General features: G+C 69.2%; 13 protein-coding genes. 10 read left to right on the top strand and 3 right to left on the bottom strand.

The window, feature by feature from the left end; translation table 11 throughout:
• Nucleotides 1–284: 284 nt before the first annotated feature.
• Nucleotides 285–971: a hypothetical protein gene (locus FOF48_RS36730; RefSeq protein ID WP_255441930.1), complete on the bottom strand. Its 687-nt coding sequence runs from the start codon at nt 969–971 to the stop codon at nt 285–287.
• A 1,011-nt stretch (nt 972–1,982) separates the two neighbouring features.
• On the opposite strand from FOF48_RS36730, the gene FOF48_RS04170 reads away from it, so the two are divergent.
• From FOF48_RS04170 to FOF48_RS04150, 6 genes are all read left to right on the top strand, one after another.
• Nucleotides 1,983–4,118 (top strand): bifunctional 2',3'-cyclic-nucleotide 2'-phosphodiesterase/3'-nucleotidase, encoded by a 2,136-nt coding sequence (locus FOF48_RS04170; protein WP_255441871.1) that lies wholly within the window; start codon nt 1,983–1,985, stop codon nt 4,116–4,118.
• 16 nt (nt 4,119–4,134) lie between these two features.
• Complete coding sequence (locus tag FOF48_RS04165; RefSeq protein WP_143898808.1) at nt 4,135–4,893, top strand: tetratricopeptide repeat protein; 759 nt, start codon at nt 4,135–4,137, stop codon at nt 4,891–4,893.
• A gap of 353 nt (nt 4,894–5,246) precedes the next feature.
• The gene (locus tag FOF48_RS04160) at nt 5,247–7,325 is read left to right on the top strand and encodes a sodium-translocating pyrophosphatase (RefSeq protein ID WP_143898807.1); all 2,079 of its coding nucleotides are present in this window, start codon (nt 5,247–5,249) and stop codon (nt 7,323–7,325) included.
• Between the two features lie 316 nt (nt 7,326–7,641).
• The gene (locus FOF48_RS36315) at nt 7,642–7,818 is read left to right on the top strand and encodes a hypothetical protein (RefSeq protein ID WP_186001757.1); all 177 of its coding nucleotides are present in this window, start codon (nt 7,642–7,644) and stop codon (nt 7,816–7,818) included.
• 332 nt (nt 7,819–8,150) lie between these two features.
• A complete protein-coding gene (locus FOF48_RS04155; protein ID WP_235685326.1) occupies nt 8,151–9,896 on the top strand; it encodes an ABC transporter permease subunit in 1,746 nt (581 codons plus the stop codon).
• Nucleotides 9,893–11,206 carry a nitrate/sulfonate/bicarbonate ABC transporter ATP-binding protein gene (locus tag FOF48_RS04150; RefSeq protein WP_143898806.1) on the top strand — a complete coding sequence of 438 codons (1,314 nt, stop codon included), beginning with the start codon at nt 9,893–9,895 and terminating at the stop codon, nt 11,204–11,206. The genes FOF48_RS04155 and FOF48_RS04150 overlap by 4 nt, the downstream gene beginning before the upstream one ends.
• Nucleotides 11,207–11,303: 97 nt before the next feature.
• Here FOF48_RS04150 and FOF48_RS04145 read toward each other — a convergent pair whose 3' ends face one another.
• Complete coding sequence (locus FOF48_RS04145) at nt 11,304–11,816, bottom strand: hypothetical protein (RefSeq protein WP_143898805.1); 513 nt, start codon at nt 11,814–11,816, stop codon at nt 11,304–11,306.
• A 406-nt stretch (nt 11,817–12,222) separates the two neighbouring features.
• Between FOF48_RS04145 and FOF48_RS04140 the strand changes: the two genes are divergently transcribed.
• From FOF48_RS04140 to FOF48_RS04125, 4 genes are all read left to right on the top strand, one after another.
• Nucleotides 12,223–15,336, top strand: coding sequence for a protein kinase (locus FOF48_RS04140; RefSeq protein ID WP_186001756.1), 3,114 nt, complete (start codon nt 12,223–12,225; stop codon nt 15,334–15,336).
• Entirely contained in the window at nt 15,333–16,226 is an 894-nt protein-coding gene (locus tag FOF48_RS04135; RefSeq protein WP_143898803.1) for an RNA polymerase subunit sigma-70, read from the top strand. Before FOF48_RS04140 ends, FOF48_RS04135 begins: the two co-directional genes overlap by 4 nt.
• A 177-nt stretch (nt 16,227–16,403) precedes the next feature.
• Nucleotides 16,404–17,261, top strand: a complete 858-nt coding sequence (locus tag FOF48_RS04130) for a hypothetical protein (RefSeq protein ID WP_143898802.1) — start codon at nt 16,404–16,406, stop codon at nt 17,259–17,261.
• Entirely contained in the window at nt 17,258–18,535 is a 1,278-nt protein-coding gene (locus FOF48_RS04125) for a kelch repeat-containing protein (RefSeq protein ID WP_143898801.1), read from the top strand. Before FOF48_RS04130 ends, FOF48_RS04125 begins: the two co-directional genes overlap by 4 nt.
• A 15-nt stretch (nt 18,536–18,550) precedes the next feature.
• Here the strand turns inward: FOF48_RS04125 and FOF48_RS04120 are convergent, their stop codons facing one another.
• A complete protein-coding gene (locus FOF48_RS04120) occupies nt 18,551–19,018 on the bottom strand; it encodes a DUF2147 domain-containing protein (RefSeq protein ID WP_143898800.1) in 468 nt (155 codons plus the stop codon).
• Nucleotides 19,019–19,023: the final 5 nt, after the last annotated feature.

The raw sequence follows: 19,023 nt of genomic DNA, 5'->3' as shown, positions 1-19,023 counted from the left end.
GACTGTACGGTATCGAACTCCGCGTCAGCAAGGGTTTACAAGGTAGGGAAGATTCAGAAACACGGATCCTACCGAACCCGGCTGGTCACGACGGACCCTGACGACATGACGCATCTGGTCGCATGTGTCTCGGCCCATGCGCAGGGGGGCTTATCGTTTCTGCCCCAAGTTGAGCCGGTGCGAGATACATGTGTCAAGGTTGTGTCACGGCTCAATACCTCTCCAAGAGGAGGGGCCCCCTCCCCTCCTCCAAAGACAGGCATTGTCACACCGGGAGGCCAGCCTCAGTGGCAGAGCCGCTCGACCGACTTGATCCGCGTCGTGCCGTCGACGTTGGGGTCGTTGGTCTGGTCGCCAATGGCGATGGTGCCGGTCGTCGTGAAGTTGTTCCGGGTGAGCTTCGCGACGCCGTCGACGCTGACCGTCGCCACCTTCGCGGCATCCACCGCGAGCTCATAGACGTGGTACGCGCCGTCGGTCACCGCGAACGCGGCGGACTGCGTGTCATCCGCCCAGCCAAGCTTCGCGCTGTCCAGGTAGATCATCTGCGCGCGGTCCGTGGAGTTGCCGACCGACGGGGTGAAGCTCCCCATGATGGCCGCGCCACTGTCCAGGGAGTTGTGGGCGTTGACCGACTCGACCTGCATCGTCACGCGGAGGGTGAACGGCTTCGTTGGGTCGACCGCGTTCGCCCGCACGATGAGCAACTGCCCGCTCGTCCGACCCCCGACGTTCGTCGACGTCGCGAGGCTGACGTAGTCCGCTCCGTAGGTGAGCGCGCTCGGCGCCTGCGAGACCGTCGTCCACCCCTGCGCCGCGAGGTCCTCGCCGCCGACCAGCAGCGGAATGCTCGCGGCCGCCGTCCACGCCGTCGTGGACGTCTCCGGCGCGCAGACCTCGCAAGCATTCGCCGGGTTCGGCGCCCCCGCGGCGTGGAGCACGCCGTCGATGAAGCACTTCGGGCTGCACATTCCGGCCGAGCAAACCTGGCCTGAGTCGCACTGCGTCCCGTCCGCGCGCGGCGTCCACGCCGTCGTGGACGTCTCCGGCACGCACACCTCACAAGCATTCGCCGGGTTCGGCGCCCCCGCGGCGTGGAGCCCGCCGTCGATGAAGCACTTCGGGCTGCACGTGCCGGCCGAGCAAACCTGGCCTGAGCCGCACTGCGCCCCGTCCGCGCGCGGCGTCCACGCCGTCGTGGACGCCTCCGGGACGCACACCTCGCAAACGTTCGCCAGGTTTGGCGCCCCCGCGTCATAGAACCATCTGTCGATGAAGCACTTCGCGCTGCACACGCCAGCGGAGCAGACCTGCCCCGAAGCGCACTGCGTCCCATCCGCGCGAGCCGTCCACGTGCTCGAGGACGTCGCTGGCGTACACTGCTCGCACGCGTTCGCCGCATTCATCGTTCCGGCGGCAACCTGCTCGCCGTCAATCTCACAGAACGCGACGCAGACGCCGCCCTCACAGTCCTCGTGGGTTCCGCAGGAATTGTCGCACGCCCCGCAGTGCTCCGGGTCGCTCTGGATGCTCACGCAAGCACCCTCGCACAGCATGTCGCCGGCGCTGTCGCACTGCTTGACCGGGTCGGGAGTGGAACTGTCACCGCAAGCAGCGATGAAGCCGAGCACAAGGAAGAAGGACAGGGCGGTGGCGCGAAGGGAGACCATGGTGCCCGCTATCTTACTCGTCCCCACGCTCGCGCTCCGCCTTCAACTTGCCTGGAGGTGGAGCGACACACCGCGGCGAACCCGGCGGGGCTTCGTCCGCTTCCCGCCGGTCCCGGACGCGCCGTGCGCCTTTCTTCACACCCGTCCGCGACCGAGGCGTGGAGCCAGGGTCACGCGCTCGTGAAATCGCGCGATTTCGAGCGCGGCGCGATGAAGGTGTGACACAACCCGCAGCGCGTTGTTTCACGAGTCACCGAGAGTCCCGCGCACCGGAGCCTCCTCTCCTCAGCGCTCCGGCGGAGACCTCCCTCGATGATTGCGAAGCTCTCGCGCTCCACCGCCGCCATGCTGCTGGCGAGCGCCATGACCCTTTCCGCGTGCGAGGGCCCCCAGGGCCCTGCCGGCGGAAACGGCTCCCCGGGCCCCGCCGGTGAAGACGGTTCCCAGGGCCCTGTTGGACCTGCCGGACCCACCGGCCCCGAGGGCCAGCCGGGCACGCCGCCCACGCAGCCCACGGCCGCCGGCACCACCGCGGAGCTCGCGCTGCTCGAGTCCACGGACCTGCACACCAACATCCGCAGCTACGACTACTACAAGCTGGCCGAGGACAAGAGCCTCGGGTTCGAGCGGCTCGCCACCTTGATCAAGGCGGCGCGGATGGAGTTCCGCAACTCCCTCCTGGTCGACAACGGCGACACCATCCAGGGGACGGTCCTTTCGGACTTCCAGGCCCTGGTCCAGCCCCTTCGCTGCGATCAGACCCTCGCGATGTACAAGGTCATGAACGCGCTCAACTACGACGTGGCCGGCGTCGGAAATCACGAGTTCAACTACGGCCTCGACTTCCTCAGCCAGGTCACCGGCAGCCGCTTCGAGGTGAATGGTACGCCCAACCCCAGCGCGACGAAGTGCGCGGGTCCGCGCTTCCCCATCGTGCTCGCCAACGTGCTCAGCGCGAAGACGGAGAAGCCGCTCTTCCAGCCCTACACCCTCATCGAGAAGGCCGTCACGGCCATCGACCCGTCGGGCAAGGAGGTCGCCGCGAAGGTCAAGGTGGGCTTCATCGCCTTCACGCCTCCCGCGATCATGAACTGGGACAAGCGCTGGCTGGAGGGCAAGGTCTACACCGCGGGGCTGAAGGAGACCGCCGAGAAGTACGTGCCCGAGATGAAGAGCAAGGGCGCGGACATCATCGTGGCCATCTCGCACGGCGGCCTCGATGACCGGACCTACTCGCCCACCATGGAGAACGGCAGCTACCACCTGTCGCAGGTCCCCGGCGTGGACGCGCTGCTGCTGGGCCACTCGCACCAGGTGTTCCCCGACGCCGCCTCCACGCAGGCGCAGTTCAACCTGCCCGGCGTGGACAAGAAGGCGGGCACGGTCAACGGCGTCCCCGCGGTGATGGCGAACTTCTGGGGCAAGCACCTGGGCGTCATCGCGCTCCAGCTGACCTTCGATGGCACGCGTTGGTCCATCGACAAGACGAAGACCCGGGTCGAGGCGCGCTCCACCCAGTTCGCGGACAAGACGTACGTGGACGTCGAGCCCGCCATCGCGGCGCTCGTACGGACCGAGCACGAGGGCACCATCACCTACGTGAAGACGGCGATTGGCGCGTCGGACTTCCGCATGACCACCTACTTCGCGGACGTGGGTGAAGTGGGCGCCGTGCAGATCGTCAACCAGGCCCAGGCCGCGTATGTGGACCAGTACGTCAAGAACAACCTGCCGCAGTACGCCGCGCTGCCCGTCATCTCCGTCAGCGCGCCCTTCAAGAGCGGCTTCGGCGGCGGTGGGGACTTCACCGACGTGGCGGCGGGCAACCTGGCCATCAACAACGCGGCGGACCTCTACCTGTACCCCAACACGCTCTACGCGGTGAAGGTCACGGGCGCCGGCCTGAAGGCCTGGCTGGAGATGGCGACCACCCGGTTCAACAAGATCGACCCGACCAAGCCCGCGGCCCAGAGCCTCATCAGCACCTTCCCCGGCTACAACTTCGACATGCCGACGACGGCGGACATCCAGTACGAGATCGACGTCACCCAGGACGTCGGCGACCGCATCAAGAACCTCTCCTACAAGGGGACGGCGGTCAGCGAGGGCCAGGAGTTCATCGTCGCCACCAACAACTACCGCGCCAGCGGCGGTGGCGGCTTCCCGGGCCTCGATGGCAGCAACATCATCCTCGCGTCGCCCGACGCCAACCGCGACGTCCTCATCAACTACGTCAAGGAGGCGAAGAACCTCACGCGCGTGGCCAACGGCGCGGCCCGAAGCTGGCGCTTCAGGCAGGTGACCACCGCGGGCCCCGTCACGTTCGCCTCGGCGCAGGGCAAGCTCGACGTCGCGCAGGCCGCGGGCCTGAACAACATCTCCGTGTTGAACGCGGACGATGGCACCGGCAAGGGCATGGCGCTCTACGCCATCGACCTGAGCAAGTAGACCTCGGGAACCGACCATGCTGAAGCGTCCCATCGCCGCCGCGGCGACCCTCGCGGCGGCGCTCCTCGTCCTCTGCGTCGCCCTCTGCGCCGTCGTCCTGGTTCGCGCCGGGCGCGAGCCCTCCCGCATCACCGCGCTCGGCGCCAGGGCCTATGCCGGCCATGACCGGGGGGCGAAGTGGGAGCTGCACCTGCTGGCCCTGGCAGGGCGGCCCCGCGCGAACCTGATGATCGGAGAGGCGACCTTGGACGGCGCGGCGGGGGTCCCTCCCGCGGAGGGGCTGCCGTACCTGCGCCGTGCGGCGGAGGCGGGGGACCGGACGGCTCAGCGCGTTCTTGGAAAGGCGCTGCTGCGCGGTCGAGGCGGCATCGCGAAGGAGCCATCGGAAGCCAGCCGATGGCTCCAGGCGGCGGCGGAGGCAGGAGACCCCGCCGCGGCCTATTACCTCGGCGTGCTGTACCGCACGCCGGGGGTGCCAGGGCATTCCTTGAGCGCGGCCATCCCCTGGCTGCGCCGCGCGGCCGACCAGCACCTGCCAGCGGCCCTGTTCGTCCTTGGCAACGCGTACCGTTCAGGAGCCGGGGTCGCGATGGACGAGCGCAAGGCGCTGGATTGCTACACCGAGGCCGCGGAGCTGGATCATCCCGAGTCCATCCAGGCGCTCGCCATGGCGTACCAGCAAGGGGAGCTGGGCCTCGCGGTCGACCCGGAGAAGGCCGCGGAGCTGATCCGGGACCTCGAGCACGCCATCCACGACGCGCCCGCCAATCCTTGAGCGGTGGATTCGCGCCGGGTGTCGACCCGAGCGTCCGGCGCGCGTTGTAGTAGCGCTGGAACTCGCGAAACAGTCACCGGGCGTGGACTTCGCTCAAGGTGACGTCAGAGACCAGCAATTCCCGCCAGGCCTGTCCGTTTCCGAGGGGGCGTCCCCTCTTGGGAGCCCTCCTGGCGGCCGGAGCCGTGGCACACCCGTCCCCTCCCTCGACAGGCCGAGCCGTCCAGCCGGGGCGCTCCGAAGAGGCTCCCCGCTTGCCCTGAAATCACGTATACGCCCTCCGTACAATTTTCGTGGCACACGAGCGACGCGGAGGGAGAGGTCAGGCCCCCGGAACTGCTCGGGAGGAATGGATGGAGTTGTCGAGTCTCGAGTCGAATTTCTGGGCAGTCGCGCCGGGCGTCATCGGCGCCATCGGGCTGCTCTTCTCTGCGTTCTTCTACTTCCGCGTCAAGGGCCTCCCGGACGGCGACGCGACGATGAACCGCATCGCGGGCTACATCCGCGAAGGCGCGATGGCGTTCCTCGTCCGCGAGTACAAGGTGCTCGCGATCTACTGCGCGGTCCTCGCGGTGGTCATCGGCCTGGCGCTGGGTTGGCTGGCGAGCGCGTGCTTCGTGCTGGGCGCGTTCCTGTCCCTGCTCGCGGGCTACATCGGCATGAAGGCCGCGACGTTCGCGAACGTGCGCACCGCGCAGGCCGCGCGCAGCGGCTCGAAGCCGAACGCGCTCCTGGTCGCGCTGGACGGCGGCGCGGTGATGGGGCTGGCGGTCGCCGGCCTGGGCCTGCTTGGGATGGGCGGCGTCTACTACGTGTTCCGGGGCAGTGAGCACATCTCCCCCATCCTCCACTCCTTCGCCGTGGGGGCGAGCTCCATCGCGCTCTTCGCGCGCGTGGGCGGCGGCATCTACACCAAGGCCGCCGACGTCGGCTCCGACATCGCCGGCAAGGTCATCGAGAACATCCCCGAGGACGACCCGCGCAACCCCGGCGTCATCGCCGACAACGTGGGCGACAACGTGGGCGACGTGGCCGGCATGGGCGCCGACATCTACGAGTCCATGGTGGCGGCCATCGTGGCCGCGATGGCCATGGCGCTCACCGCCAATGCCTCGGAGCTCTCCCGCCTCGTGGTGGACCCGTCGGCGACGGGTGGCGCGCGGGTGGCGGGCGTGGTGCTCCCGCTCGTGCTGTCGGCGGTGGGCCTGGTGGTCAGCGTGCTGAGCATCTTCATCGCGCGCGCCCTCAAGCACATGAACCCCGCGCAGGTCCTGCGCAGCGCGCTCATCATGCCCCCGGTCATCCTGGTGGGCATTTCGTTCGTGATGATGAACGTGTTCGGCCTGTCGCAGTCCATCACGGTGGCGCTGGCCGCGGGTGCCTTCGGCGGCGCCATCATCGGCCTCGTCACGGACTACTACACGTCGTCCAGGCCGGTGCAGCGCATCGCGGAGGCCTCCATCACGGGCGCGGGCACCAACCTCATCCGCGGCCTCGCGGTCGGCATGGAGAGCGTGGGAATCTCGATGGCCACCATTGCCCTGGTGGCCTACATCGCGGACCGGGCGCTCGGCCTGTACGGCATCGCGCTGTCGGCCGTGGGCATGCTGGGCGGCACGGCCGTCGTGATGACGGTGGACGCCTACGGCCCCATCTCCGACAACGCGGGCGGCATCTCCGAGATGTCGGGGCTCGGCCCCGAAGTGCGCGCCATCACCGATGAGCTGGACGCGGTGGGCAACACCACGGCGGCCATTGGCAAGGGCTTCGCCATCGGCTCCGCGACGCTCACCGTCATCGCGCTCTTCTCCGCGTTCAACCTGGAGGTCAACCACACGCGCGTCGCCGCGGGCCTGCAGGAGATGACTCTGCTGCTCACCGACCCGCGCGTCATCGTGGGCCTGCTGCTGGGCTCCATCCTCCCGTTCCTGGTGGGCGCCTCCACCATGCTCGCCGTGGGCCGCGCGGCCGGCGCCATCGTCGAGGAGATTGGCCGTCAGTTCCGCGAGATTCCCGGGCTGATGGAGCTCAAGGCGGACCCGGACCCCAAGAAGATCGTCGACATCGCGACCAAGAGCGCGCTGCGCGAGATGATCTTCCCGGGCGTCATCGCCGTCGTCGCCCCGCCGCTGGTGGGCTACGTGCTGGGGCCCGCGGCGCTGGCGGGCCTGCTGGCCGGCGCGCTCGTCGTTGGCGCCACGATGGCCCTCTACATGGCCAATGCGGGCGGCGCGTGGGACAACGCCAAGAAGTACATCGAGAAGGGCAAGCTGCCGGGCCACGCGAAGGGTTCGCAGGTCCACAAGGCCGCCGTCGTCGGTGACATGGTGGGCGACCCGTTCAAGGACACCTCGGGTCCTGGCGTCGCCATCCTCATCAAGGTCATGAGCGTCGTCTCGCTGCTCGTGGCCTCGCTCATCGCGCTCAGGTAGTCCCCGTCCGCGGTGTGGCGCCCGAGGCCCAGGCACCCCACCGCGGACAGCAGCTCGGGCCGCGCGGCTCCCGGTGGGGCCGCGCGGTGCCTCGGATGTAGAGCACCGAACACCTCGCCACCCGATGTCCTGGGGGGGCCCTGGGCGGTGGGCACACGCGCACTACACTTCCTCGTGTTCCGCGATTGCCTGCGCGCCAGACCCGACCCGGAGCAGCGGCACCGCCCCAGCGGACCTGACGCGCGCGCTCTCGCACCCGTTCCCTCGGGTGAGAGGGTGAAGTGCCACCGCCGTTGCGCTGACCGAGAGGTGTCCCATGGTCCTGGAGCTCTCCCAGCAGCAGATCCGCCTCCTCCATACGTGCCTCGACGAGAGCATCGACGAGCTGCACGACGAGGTCCTCCACACCGACGAGCGTGAGATGCGCGGCGAGCTGAGGGAGAAGCTCGACCAGTTGCAGGCCCTCCAGCGTCAGGTGAAAGCCCTGATGTGAGCCGGAGCCGGTGAGCGGTCCGCGCGACGCTGTCGAACAGGCCCGCTTCCGATGCGCCACGAGCGTGACCTGGACGCCCAGGTCGAAGCCCCTCGCGCTGGCGGCGGGTTCCTGGAGCCGATGCCCGCGGCCCTGGCGGTGGCGATGCGCACTGGATGATCAGGAAGAGCACTCGGCGACACTTCGCCCGGGCGCGTTTGCATCGATGGGTGGGGGGGGATATCGGCACATGGAGCACGACCGGGGGTCCCCATGCGCCTGCCTTCCGTTTGTTTCCGAAGAGCACCTCAGGCCGCGGCCTGCGTCTTCGCGAGCACGGGAGGGGCGCGCCCTTGAGGCACCTCCTCGCTTCCGTCTGGGGCCGTCCCACGGGGGCCACGGAGCCGCGCCTCCCGCTGCCATGGATTGACGTCCTCATCCTCGTCGGCATGGCGGGCATTGCCCTCGCTGTCTTCCAGACGTCACGAGAGTGGGTGGGACATCTGCGGCCGACCGTGCGGATTGAACTCACCCCGTGGGCCCTGCCCCGCTACACCCTGCTCTCCCTGTCGCGAGGGATGATCGCGTACGTCCTCTCGCTGGGCTTCACGCTCGTGTACGGATACTGGGCCGCGAAGGACAAGCTGGCGGAGCACGCCCTCATTCCCCTGCTGGACATCCTCCAGAGCATCCCGGTGCTGGGGTTCATGCCGGGCCTGGTCCTCGCGCTGGTCAGCGCCTTCCCCACCAGCAACGTCGGGCTGGAGCTCGCCGCGGTGCTGATGATCTTCACCAGCCAGGCCTGGAACATGACGTTCAGCTACTACTACTCGCTGAAGTCCGTGCCGCTGGACCAGCGCGAGGTGGCGCAGGTCTACCGCTTCTCGCGGTGGCAGCGGCTGCGCTGGGTTGAGCTCCCCTTCGCCACCCTTGGGCTGGTGTGGAACAGCATGATGAGCATGGCGGGGGGGTGGTTCTTCCTGATGATCAGCGAGGCCTTCGTCCTGGGAGACAAGGACTTCCGCCTGCCCGGGCTGGGCTCGTACATGAGCGTGGCGGTCGCGCAGGGGAACACCGCCGCCATGCTGTGGGCCGTCCTCGCGATGGTGGTGATGATCGTCGTGCTGGATCAGCTCCTCTGGCGGCCGGTGGTGGTCTGGGCCCAGAAGTTCCGCGTCGAGGAGGGCGGGCTGGCGGAGGAGATGCACTCCTGGTTCCTCGACTGGCTGCGACGCTCCCGGCTCATCCGCTGGTTCGCGTCCTGGCTCAGGCGCCTGAGCGGGGCTGTCGCCCGCCGGCTGATACCCAAGGGCCCCCACCACCCCGCACCGCACCCCGGCGTGGCCCGGGTCGGCCGCGCCGTGTCCGGCGCGCTGTACCTGTTCATGGTCGCGGGCCTCCTCTATGGCGTCGTGCGGCTGGTGATCCTCCTGCATCCCGTGACGGTGGCGAGCTGGGGACACATCGCGTCCGGAGCGGCGCTGACGCTGGGGCGCGTCCTGCTCTCCACGGCGTTGGGGACGCTCTGGGCGCTCCCCGCGGGCCTGGCGATTGGCCTCTCCCCACGGCTGTCCCGCCTGCTGCAGCCCGTGGTGCAGGTGGTGGCGTCGTTCCCCGCCCCCATGCTCTTCCCGGTGGTGATCGCCGCGCTGAAGGCCGCTGGCGTCACGCTGGGCTGGGGCAGCGTGGTGCTGATGCTGCTCGGGACCCAGTGGTACATCCTGTTCAACGTCATCGCCGGCGCGATGGCCATGCCCGCGGACCTCCGTGAGGCGGCCCGGAGCTACCGGCTGGGGCGGTGGCAGCGCTTCACCTCGCTCTACTTCCCGGCGGTCTTCCCCTATCTGGTCACGGGGTGGATCACCGCTGCGGGCGGAGCCTGGAACGCCAGCATCGTCGCCGAATACGTCACCTTTCGAGGGGAGGTGCTCACCACCAGGGGGCTGGGGGCGCAGATCAGCGCCGCGGCGTCGTCCGCCAACTTCCCGGCGCTCGCGGCCAGCATCGTCGTCATGTCCATGGTCGTCGTGGCATTCAACCGCTTCGTCTGGAGACGGCTGCAGGGCCTCGCCGAGACCCGCTTCTCGCTCAGCAAATGACGCCCGACACTCCTCCGTCCCCGCGACCCTCCTCGACGGCGCTCTGCGAGCTCGAGCACGTCACCCATGAGTTTCCCCAGCCCAACGGCACACCGCTTCGCGTCCTCCAGGACATCAGCCTGCGGGTGGAGCCAGACGAGGTGGTCGCCCTGCTGGGGCCGTCCGGCTGTGGCAAGTCCACCATCCTCCGCATCCTCGCGGGGCTGATCCGCCCCACGTCCGGGAGCGTCCGCTACCGGGGCAAGCCCCTGGTGGGCTTGAACCCCGGGTGCGCCATCGTCTTCCAAAGCTTCGCGCTCTTCCCGTGGATGACCGTCATGCAGAACGTCCAGGCGGTCCTCAAGGCCGCCGGCATCCCGGAGGCGGAGCGCCCGCGACAGGCCGCGAACGCCATCCGGGTGGTGGGGCTGGAGGGGTTCGAGGAGGCCTTCCCCCGGGAGCTGTCAGGCGGGATGAAGCAACGGGTGGGGATGGCCCGGGCGTTCTCGCTCAACCCCGAGCTGCTCTTCATGGACGAGCCGTTCAGCCAGGTGGACGCGCTCACCGCGGAGAGCCTGCGCGCGGAGGTGCTCGACATCTGGAGCGCGAAGGGCCGGAACCCCTCATCCATCCTGATGGTCAGCCACGACATCAAGGAGGTCGCGTACATGGCGGACCGCATCGTGGTGCTCGGAGCGCACCCCGGCGTGGTCCGCACCGTCGTGGAGAACCGGCTGCCCCGGCCGCGCGACTACCGCTCTCCCGAGCTGCTTCAACTGGTCGACCGGCTCCACGACATCATCACGGGCTCGGAGATGCCAGACGCGCCCCCCGCGCTCGCCCCCGTCGCGGACCTCATCGAGCCCATCCCCTCGGTGACCAGCGGCGAGGTGGTCGGCCTGCTCGAGTACCTGGACGCCCGGGGCGGCAGGGACGACATCTTCCGGATCGCCAATGACACGGACCGCGAGTTCGGTCACATCATCAACGTGGTGAAGGCCGCCGAGTTGCTGGACCTGGTGGACACCCCGAAACGGATGGTGCTCCTGGACTCGGTGGGTGTCCGGCTCGTGAGGGCCTTGCCGGAGGAGCGGAAGGTCCTCTGGCGCGAGCAGCTCCTCCATCTGGGGCTGTTTCGCAGCGTGAAGGCCGCCATCGAACGAAGCGAGGAGGGGTACGTCACGCGGGAGTTCGTCCTCGAGACGGTGGTGATGGCGATGCCCTCCGAGAACTACGAGCGGATCTTCGACACCCTGGTGCGCTGGGGGCGCTTCGGCGACCTCTTCGCGTACGACGAAGACACGGAGCAGCTCTCCCTCCGCGAGGTGTGACGCGGCATCGCGGAGGGGATCTTGATTCGCTGGAGCACAACGTGCTCCCAGCCGAAGCTGCTGCGTGAGGACCGACACCTCCGGCTGTCGCACTTCGTTATCGTGGACCCTTCAGCGGATAGAGCTTTTTCACCTTGTCGTCGTCACGCGCGTCGTCGGGCTCATCCACGTCGCCTCCTCCATCCATGACGTCCGGCCCGATGGATTTCGGGCCCCCGTCTGGACCGAGCCCCTTCACGTGACCCGCGAGGCTCTTGAGGACAGTGCCCGCCTTGCCCGCCAGCTCCTTGGCCGCCTCCGCGACCACATTGGCGGCGACCCGGGCCGCGTCGCCGGCGACCAGACAGAGAACACCTCCGGCATTCCTGACGACGTCCTCGAGCCCGTCAAGCCGCGCCCCATGAGACCTGGAGACAGCTTCCGCGGCGCCGACTTGCTTCAGGTGCTTGTCTTTCCTACGGGTGGGAGATTGGCTCGGCGGCGCGCCGACAGGCGGCCTGAGGATGCTTGTCTTTTCACGTGCGGAAGACCCCGTGCCAGGACATCCCGTGGACCTTGGGCTGTCTACCTTTGAGGCCGCCCGACGATTGAACGGCACGACCTTACCCATGAAAACATCCCCCTCCTGCCATCCACCAGGACTTCACCATGGGTGATTCACACACCATTCACATCCCCAAGAGCCAGGGAGCGTCCACCCACGCCGCAGCCGGAGCTCGAACACATGTCACCTGCCGCGTCGACCGCCTGTCTCCACCGACCATCCTCCCTTCCCACACATTTTGTATGCCTCCGTAGGAATGGCGATGACGCCCGCGCGTCCAGGGCAGGCGTTCCCCACCGACAGACATGGGGCGGCTTGAGGCACCCTCGCGGGCTTCCACAGTTCGACGAGGGACATCTCCGCTCCACGGGGCACCCCAGGCTTATCCGGCTATCGGGAAATAGGAGGGAATGGGCTAGCCTTCATCCCAAGAATCCTTGGGCGCCCCCGTACGTCCGCGGAACCCTTACCTATGCAGCCATGTCCGCAGGAAGCGACGCTGACTGACTTTCTCTCCGGTCTGCTCTCCGAAGAGGACCGGGTTCGTGTCCTTGCTCACGTGGAGAGCTGCTCGGACTGCCGGTGGGCGCTCGCGGCGGGTGAAGGCGGTCCCGCGGCCCGGTCCGGTGCTCCCGCAGCCCCATCCGAAGCGCATTCCCCACCCCAGCTCCTTCCTGGCCACAGCGTCTCCCGCTACGTGGTGCGCGAAACCCTCGGCGCGGGGGCCATGGGCGTCGTCTACGCGGCGGATGACCCGGAGCTGGGCCGGCGGGTGGCCCTCAAGGTGCTGCGCCCCGAAGGGCGGCACCACCAGGAGCTCCAGCAACGGCTGCTGCGCGAGGCCCAGGCGCTGGCCCGGCTCTCCCACCCCAACGTCGTCACCCTCTACGACGTCGGCACCCACGGCGACGGGGTCTTCCTGGCCATGGCCTTGGTGGAAGGCATCACCCTGGCGGAGTGGATGAAGCAGCCCCACCCCTGGCAGGACGTCCTGCGCGTCTTCCTTGAAGCCGGCAAGGGCCTCGCCGCCGCGCACGCCGCGGGGCTGGTGCACCGTGACTTCAAGCCCGCCAACATCCTCCTGGGGAAGGATGGGCGCGTCTTCGTCACGGACTTCGGCATCGCGCGGCTCTTTCAGGAGGAAGAGGCCGCGGCGCGCGAGGAGCACGCGCAAGCCCCTGTCGCCCCCGCCGGCCAGCTCACCCGGACGGGCCAGCTTCTGGGCACGCCCGCCTACCTCGCTCCGGAGCTGGTGCGGGGTCAGCGCGCGGATGCCCGCTCCGACGAGTTCAGCTTCTGCGTGGCCCTCCACGAAGCCCTCTTCGGCGGGCGCCCCTTCCAAGGCGAGACGCTGAAGGAGCTGGTCCAGGCCGCGCAGCAAGGCAGGCTGAGCCCGCCGAAGCGCGACGTGAAGATCCCGACCCGGATTCGACGCGCGGTCCTCCGGGGGCTCAGCGCGAAGCCCGAGGAGCGCTTCCCCTCCATGCACGCGCTGCTGGCCGCCCTCGCGCCACGGCCCGTCCGGTGGCTCGCGCGGATCATGGCGACGATGGCCGTTGCCGGCCTCATCGGGACGCTCGCGGCCTACGGGACGACCGCGCAGCGGCGCCAGGCCAGCTGTGCGCAGGAAGCGGAGAAGGTCGCGGTGGCCTGGAGCGCCGCGCGGCGAGAACAGGGCCGCGCGGCCTTCCTCGCCACCGGCCTGCCCTATGCCGCGCAAGCCTGGGAACAGCTCGCGGCGGTGCTGGATGCCCACACCGCGCAATGGCAGTCGCTTCGCACCGAGGCGTGCCTGGCCATGACGGGTGAGGCCGCGGCCTCGGCCAGGCAGACCGCCGCATGCCTCGATGCGCGGCTCTGGCAGCTGGCCGCCGTCACGGAGGTGCTGGAGAAGGCTGACGCGCAGACCGTGCAGAACACGCGCCCGCTCGCGGCCTCCCTTGAGGGGCTCGCCGGGTGCCGGGACACGAGCGGACTCGCCATCCGCCCGCAGCCGCCCGACAGCCTCCTCTCCCGGGTGGAGGCGGCGAGGCACAAGCTGGCGCAGGCCCGGGCCCACCTCGTGGCACGCCGTTTCACCGACGGCCTCGCGGTGACGTCCGCGCTCCTCGAAGAGCAGCAGGGGCTTGGCTACAAGCCGTTGGAGGCGGAGGTGTTCCTGGCCCACGGCGAGCTCCTGGAGCAGAGCGACAAACCCAAGGAAGCGGAGTCGGCCCTCTACGAGGCCGTGTGGGCCGCCGAGGCCGGGCGTGACGACGAGAGCGTGGCGCGTGCATGGCTGGAGCTCATCTTCGTGGTCGGTGAGGCGCAGTACCGCCCCGCGGACGCGGAGAAGCTCATCCGGCACGCACGGTCCGCCGTCGAGCGACTGGGGCGGGAGCGCTTCCCGGACCTCACGACGCTCCTGCACCTGCGCCTGGCCTCGCTGCGGGAGCAGCAAGGCAACCTCGCCGAGGCGGAGAAGGAGGCCGTGCAGGGCCTGGAGTTCTCACGCAGGAGAAACGGCCCGGACAGCCTCCACACGGCGAGCCTCCTCCACGAGATGGGGAGGATCCGCATGGTCCAGAACCACGACAACGAGTCACTGGAGTTCCACCTCCAGGCGCTCGAGCTGCGCAAGCGCCTGTTGGGCCCCGACAACCCCGAGCTCGTCGCCTCCTACAACCGGGTCGCCTCGGCCTATCTGCACGTGGGCAAGCGCGCCGCGGCCGTGGACATCTGGCGCACGGCCCTGGCCCTCCACGAGGCCTCTCACGCCCCGGAGAATACCCTCCTCGCGACAGCGCTCCTGAACCTCGCGGCGGCCCTGCGCATCGAGGGCCGACAGGAGGAAGTGGCGCCCATGCTCGAGCGGGCGCGCGCCATCTTCGAGAGAACCCGCGCTCCCAATCACTACTCGGTCGTCCAGGTGATCGAGGAGCAGGCGATGGTGGCCGGGGAGGCCGGGAAGTTCGACAAGGCGGTCGAGCTCTCCACCCAGGCCCTGGAGCGCATCCAGCAATTGCAGGGCCCCGACACGACGCGAGCCGTCCCGTCGCTGGTGGTCCGAGGGCTCACGCTCATGAACCTGGGCCGCCACTCCGAGGCACGGCGCGACGTGCTGGACGCGCTGAGGCGGCAGGAGAAGGCGCATGGGCCGGAGGGGGCCGGGTTGCTGTCCGTGCTGCTTCCCCTGGCCGACGTGACCCTGGCCGCCCAGGCCCCGCGGGACGCACTCATGTACTGCGAGCGCGCGCTGAAGCTCACCGAGAAGGCCGACGGCGTGGAGTCCCAGGATGGTGCCGGTGCCCTGTCCTGCGCTGGAGAGGCACAGCTGGCGCTGGGCGCCGTGGCGAAGGCCATCCCGCTGCTCGAGCGCGCCCGGCGCATCCAGACCCAATCCGGCGACATCAAGGACCCGTGGTTCGCTGGCAAGACCGCCTTCGCGTTGGCCCGGGCGCTCGTGGCGACGCGGTCCGCCCCGGACCGGTCGCGGGCGCTCGCGATGGCCGACGAGGCCCGGGCGCATCTGGAGTCCGTGGGAATCCGAGGTCGCCCGGAGCTCCAGCAGGTGTTGGCGTGGCAACAGCGTGAGGCGAGGCCATGAGCGACGAACGGAACCCAGGCGCCCTCGCGGCGCTGCTGCGGGAGCACCTGCCACGGGGGCAGTCCGCGGAGCTGGAGGCCGTGGAGGGGTGGGAGGCGCTGCTGCACGGACACGTCGAGGCGGCCCGCGCCGCATGGCCCGCCCTCCCGCTCCCGGCCGAGTCCTTCGTGCGGCACCTGGCCCGGCACCTGCCCGCGGGGAAGACCCTGGAGGTGCTGCGCGTCCTCCATGCCGCCGACCTGTACCTCGCGTGCGCCTGCGCCACCGGGGAGTCCGCCGCCCTCCGGGCCTTCGAGCAGCACATCCTCCGGCTCGTTCCCTCCCGGCTTGGGCGGGTGTCGCCGAGCATGCTGGACGAAGTGCTGCAGATGCTGCGCGAGCGGCTGCTGGTGGCCAGCGGCGGCGCGCCCCCCAAGATTTCGAGCTATGGGGGACGAGGGCCCCTGCTCACCTGGGTCGTCATCATCGCCGCGCGCATCGCCGGGGAGCTGGTGGGCCGGGACGAGCGCCATCAGCTCGTGGCGGATCCTCCCGAGGAGCTCGCGCGGCTGCTGGCCCCGAGCAATCCCGAGTACGCGCTGCTGCGCGAAGACGCGCGCCAGCTCCTCGTCGAGTCGCTGCGGAAGGCGGTGGAGGTGCTCCCCGAACAGGAGCGGACCCTGCTGCGCCTGCACCACTTCCACGGGTTCACGATGGACCGGCTGACGCTCCTGTATGGCGGCTCACGCTCCAGCGTCGCGCGCAGGGTCGCCGACGCCCGCGAGTTGCTCCTCGAGCGCGTCCGGATGGAGCTCACGCCCCGGCTGAAGCAGGACCAGCTCGCGCTGGAGAGCCTGCTGGGCCTCGTCAACAGCCGGCTGGATATCAGCCTGCACGGGCTGCTCGACTGACTCGCGGAGCAGGCTGACCCACATCGGGCCGCCCAGGAATTCTTGGGACGAAATCCAGCCCGCCCCCTCTTCCTGCCTGGAGACCCGGACACCCCTGGGTCGCCGCGTGGAGCGGCCCCGTCGCGCCCCACTGCCTCGACGCCAACACGCGGGACGCGTTTGAAAGAAGTCCAGGCGATGCCAACGAAACAGCTCGTGCCCATCCGGGTCTGGCCCCTGCTCCTGGGGCTCGCCCTCATCCCAGGGGTCGCCCGGGGCGACGACTCCACCGAAGTGCACCGCTGCGTGGTCTCCGTCCATCGATTGATCGAGGACCTCGCCTACGAGAGCGCGCTGGAGCAGGTGGCCCGCTGCAAACAGCTGTCGACGGGGCCCGAGGATGACGTGGCGATGTTGCTCTACGAGGGGATCATCCTGGCGGAGCAGATCAAGAACCGTCAGAGCGACGCCGCCTTCAGGGCCTGTCTCATCCTGGACCCCGACGCGACGCTGCCGCTGAACGTCTCGCCCAAGCTGAAGCGGCGTTTCGAGGCCATGCGCAAGAACGTGCGAAGCGAGCTGGCCACGCGAGGAGAGGACCGCGAGCCCCCGAGACGGGAAGCCCTCGCGCTGACCCAGGCGAGTCCGCCCCCCTCCGAGCCGCTTCCGGTGGCGGTCTCGGTGGCGCCAGTGGCGGCCCCCGAGCCGGCGCTGGACGCGTCCGGCTCACGGGCCTCGCTGCGCACCCGGGCGCTCATCCCCGCCGTGGCGGGAGGAGCCCTCGTGGCCACGGCGGGGATCTTCTGGGGGATGGCGGAGGGGAGGAAGGCGAAGCTGGAGGGCGCGGCCCCGGACCTCCACTCCCGAGCCGCCGCCCTCGACGTGGCGCGCGGTGCTCGCGGGCTCCAGAAGGTCAGCGTGGGGCTCTTGATGGGGGGCGTGGTGGGGCTGGGCGCCGCCACGGGAATGTACCTCCTGGGTGCGCCAGAGACGCGGTCGTCCTTGCAGGTAGGAACAGACGGCACGTCCGCGTTCGTCGCCGGGAGGTGGCCATGAGTGCTCCACTTCGCTTCGCGGCCCTGGGACTGCTGGCGCTCGGCATCCACATGGCCGGGTGTCTCGACGTCGATGGCGCCGTGGATCGGTTCTGTCAGGCCAACCCCGTCACCTGTCAGGACCCCGCGCCCGCGGAGGATGGAGGAGGCGAGCCCGATGCAAGCGTTGACGGTGGGGATAAGCCGGATGGTGGAACGGACGCAGGGCCTGACGGGGGGCCGCTGGAGACCGAGCCACCGGGGTGGAAGCCGGTGCCTCCAATGCAGACGCGGCGCATGGGCCACACCGCCACGGTCCTGAACGATGGCCGGGTGCTCGTCGTTGGCGGGAGCAGCAATGGCTTCTCGCCGACGCGCTCGACGGAGCTCTACACGCTCTCAACCAACAGCTGGAGCGATGGCGGGGTCCTCACGACAGCGCGGATGGACCACACCGCCACCCTGCTGGGCGATGGCAAGGTCGTGGTGGTCGGCGGACGGGGTCCATCAGGCAGCGCGCTGAGCAACGCGGAAGTCTACGACCCGGAGACCCGTGCGTGGACCCAGTACGAGTCCATCGACCTGGGGGCGCGCGCCAGTCACGCGGCCGTCCGTCTGCCCTCGGGGAAGGTGCTGGTCGCGGGTGGCGGGACCTCGAGTTCCGACGGGCTGAATACCTCGGCGCTCTACGACCCGGACAGCCACACCTGGACGAACGCGGGGAACCTGAATGTCGGCCGAAGCGCGCTGACACTCACCTTGCTCGACGAGGACATGGTGATGGCGATCGGTGGCTTCAATCAAAACGGTGCGCAGACGACCGCGGAGCTCTACGACTCGAGTCAGCCGGATGCTGGCTGGCGCCCCCTCTTCGCGCGGATGAAGAATGGGCGCAACGGGCATGCCGCCACGCTATTGCCGTCAGGCGAAGTCCTGGTCACCGGCTCACGGGTGGGGTCGCCTGGATGGGTCATCAGCTCGGTGGAGCGCTACGACTGGGAGACTGCCGCGTGGATTCCCCAGGAGGACATGAAACACGCTCGCTTCGTCCATACGGCCACCGCCCTGCCCTCGGGCGACGTGCTCGTCACGGGCGGGTATTCCTCCACCGACTACACAGCCCCGCGCGACTCTGCGGAGCTCCTCCGGCCGGATGGCGGCAGGGAGCTCATCGCCCCCATGGCCGCCGCGCGCGCCTACCACACGGCCACATGGCTGGATGCCGGGGGCGTGCTCATCATCGGGGGCGACTCCGACGGCGGGGTCTTGAACACCGCCGAGCGGTACGTCCCTTGAGTTCAGCGCCTCCGGCTACTCGGCGCGGTTCCAGTGCTGGGTGCGGCCCAGCAATGACATGCCAATGTAGCCGCGGACCTTCAGCTTCTTGCCCCCCTCCTCGACGGCGATCTTGCACTTGTAGGTCTTGCCGTTCGCCGGATCGAGGATGGTGCCACCGGACCACTCGTCGTCGTCCTTCTTCAGGTCGCGCAGGATGGTCATCCCGATGATGGGCTGGTCCTTCAGCGCCCCCTGGCACTTGTCACAGACCGGGTTCTGCTCTTCCGTGGGCTCGCGGAAGAGCTTCTCGATCTTCCCGTACAGCTTGCCGTTCTCCTCGTAGATGGCGATGACCGACTTGGGCTTCTTCGTCTCGTCATCGATGGTCGTCCACCGGCCGACGGCGCCCGTCGCCTCCGCGGGGGCCTTGTCCTCGGCCAGGGAGTTGGAGGCCAGCAGCAACATCAGGGAAGCGAGTCCGAACCACCGGGTTGCGTTCATGTCGG

Origin of the sequence: Corallococcus sp. Z5C101001, assembly GCF_007352635.1 — a bacterium.
In the GTDB taxonomy this organism is placed as follows: domain Bacteria; phylum Myxococcota; class Myxococcia; order Myxococcales; family Myxococcaceae; genus Corallococcus; species Corallococcus silvisoli.
This window is presented reverse-complemented; position numbering and strand designations above follow the sequence as displayed.

What these genes read in the sequence shown, in the direction of transcription:
- FOF48_RS04165 (WP_143898808.1), top strand. Translation starts at nt 4,135, where the DNA reads ATGCTGAAGCGTCCCATCGCCGCCGCGGCGACCCTCGCGGCGGCGCTC.
- FOF48_RS04160 (WP_143898807.1), top strand. Translation starts at nt 5,247, where the DNA reads ATGGAGTTGTCGAGTCTCGAGTCGAATTTCTGGGCAGTCGCGCCGGGC.
- FOF48_RS04145 (WP_143898805.1), bottom strand. Translation starts at nt 11,816, where the DNA reads ATGGGTAAGGTCGTGCCGTTCAATCGTCGGGCGGCCTCAAAGGTAGAC.
- FOF48_RS04135 (WP_143898803.1), top strand. Translation starts at nt 15,333, where the DNA reads ATGAGCGACGAACGGAACCCAGGCGCCCTCGCGGCGCTGCTGCGGGAG.
- FOF48_RS04120 (WP_143898800.1), bottom strand. Translation starts at nt 19,018, where the DNA reads ATGAACGCAACCCGGTGGTTCGGACTCGCTTCCCTGATGTTGCTGCTG.
- FOF48_RS04140 (WP_186001756.1), top strand. Translation starts at nt 12,223, where the DNA reads ATGCAGCCATGTCCGCAGGAAGCGACGCTGACTGACTTTCTCTCCGGT.
- FOF48_RS04150 (WP_143898806.1), top strand. Translation starts at nt 9,893, where the DNA reads ATGACGCCCGACACTCCTCCGTCCCCGCGACCCTCCTCGACGGCGCTC.
- FOF48_RS36315 (WP_186001757.1), top strand. Translation starts at nt 7,642, where the DNA reads ATGGTCCTGGAGCTCTCCCAGCAGCAGATCCGCCTCCTCCATACGTGC.
- FOF48_RS36730 (WP_255441930.1), bottom strand. Translation starts at nt 971, where the DNA reads ATGTGCAGCCCGAAGTGCTTCATCGACGGCGTGCTCCACGCCGCGGGG.
- FOF48_RS04130 (WP_143898802.1), top strand. Translation starts at nt 16,404, where the DNA reads ATGCCAACGAAACAGCTCGTGCCCATCCGGGTCTGGCCCCTGCTCCTG.
- FOF48_RS04170 (WP_255441871.1), top strand. Translation starts at nt 1,983, where the DNA reads ATGATTGCGAAGCTCTCGCGCTCCACCGCCGCCATGCTGCTGGCGAGC.
- FOF48_RS04125 (WP_143898801.1), top strand. Translation starts at nt 17,258, where the DNA reads ATGAGTGCTCCACTTCGCTTCGCGGCCCTGGGACTGCTGGCGCTCGGC.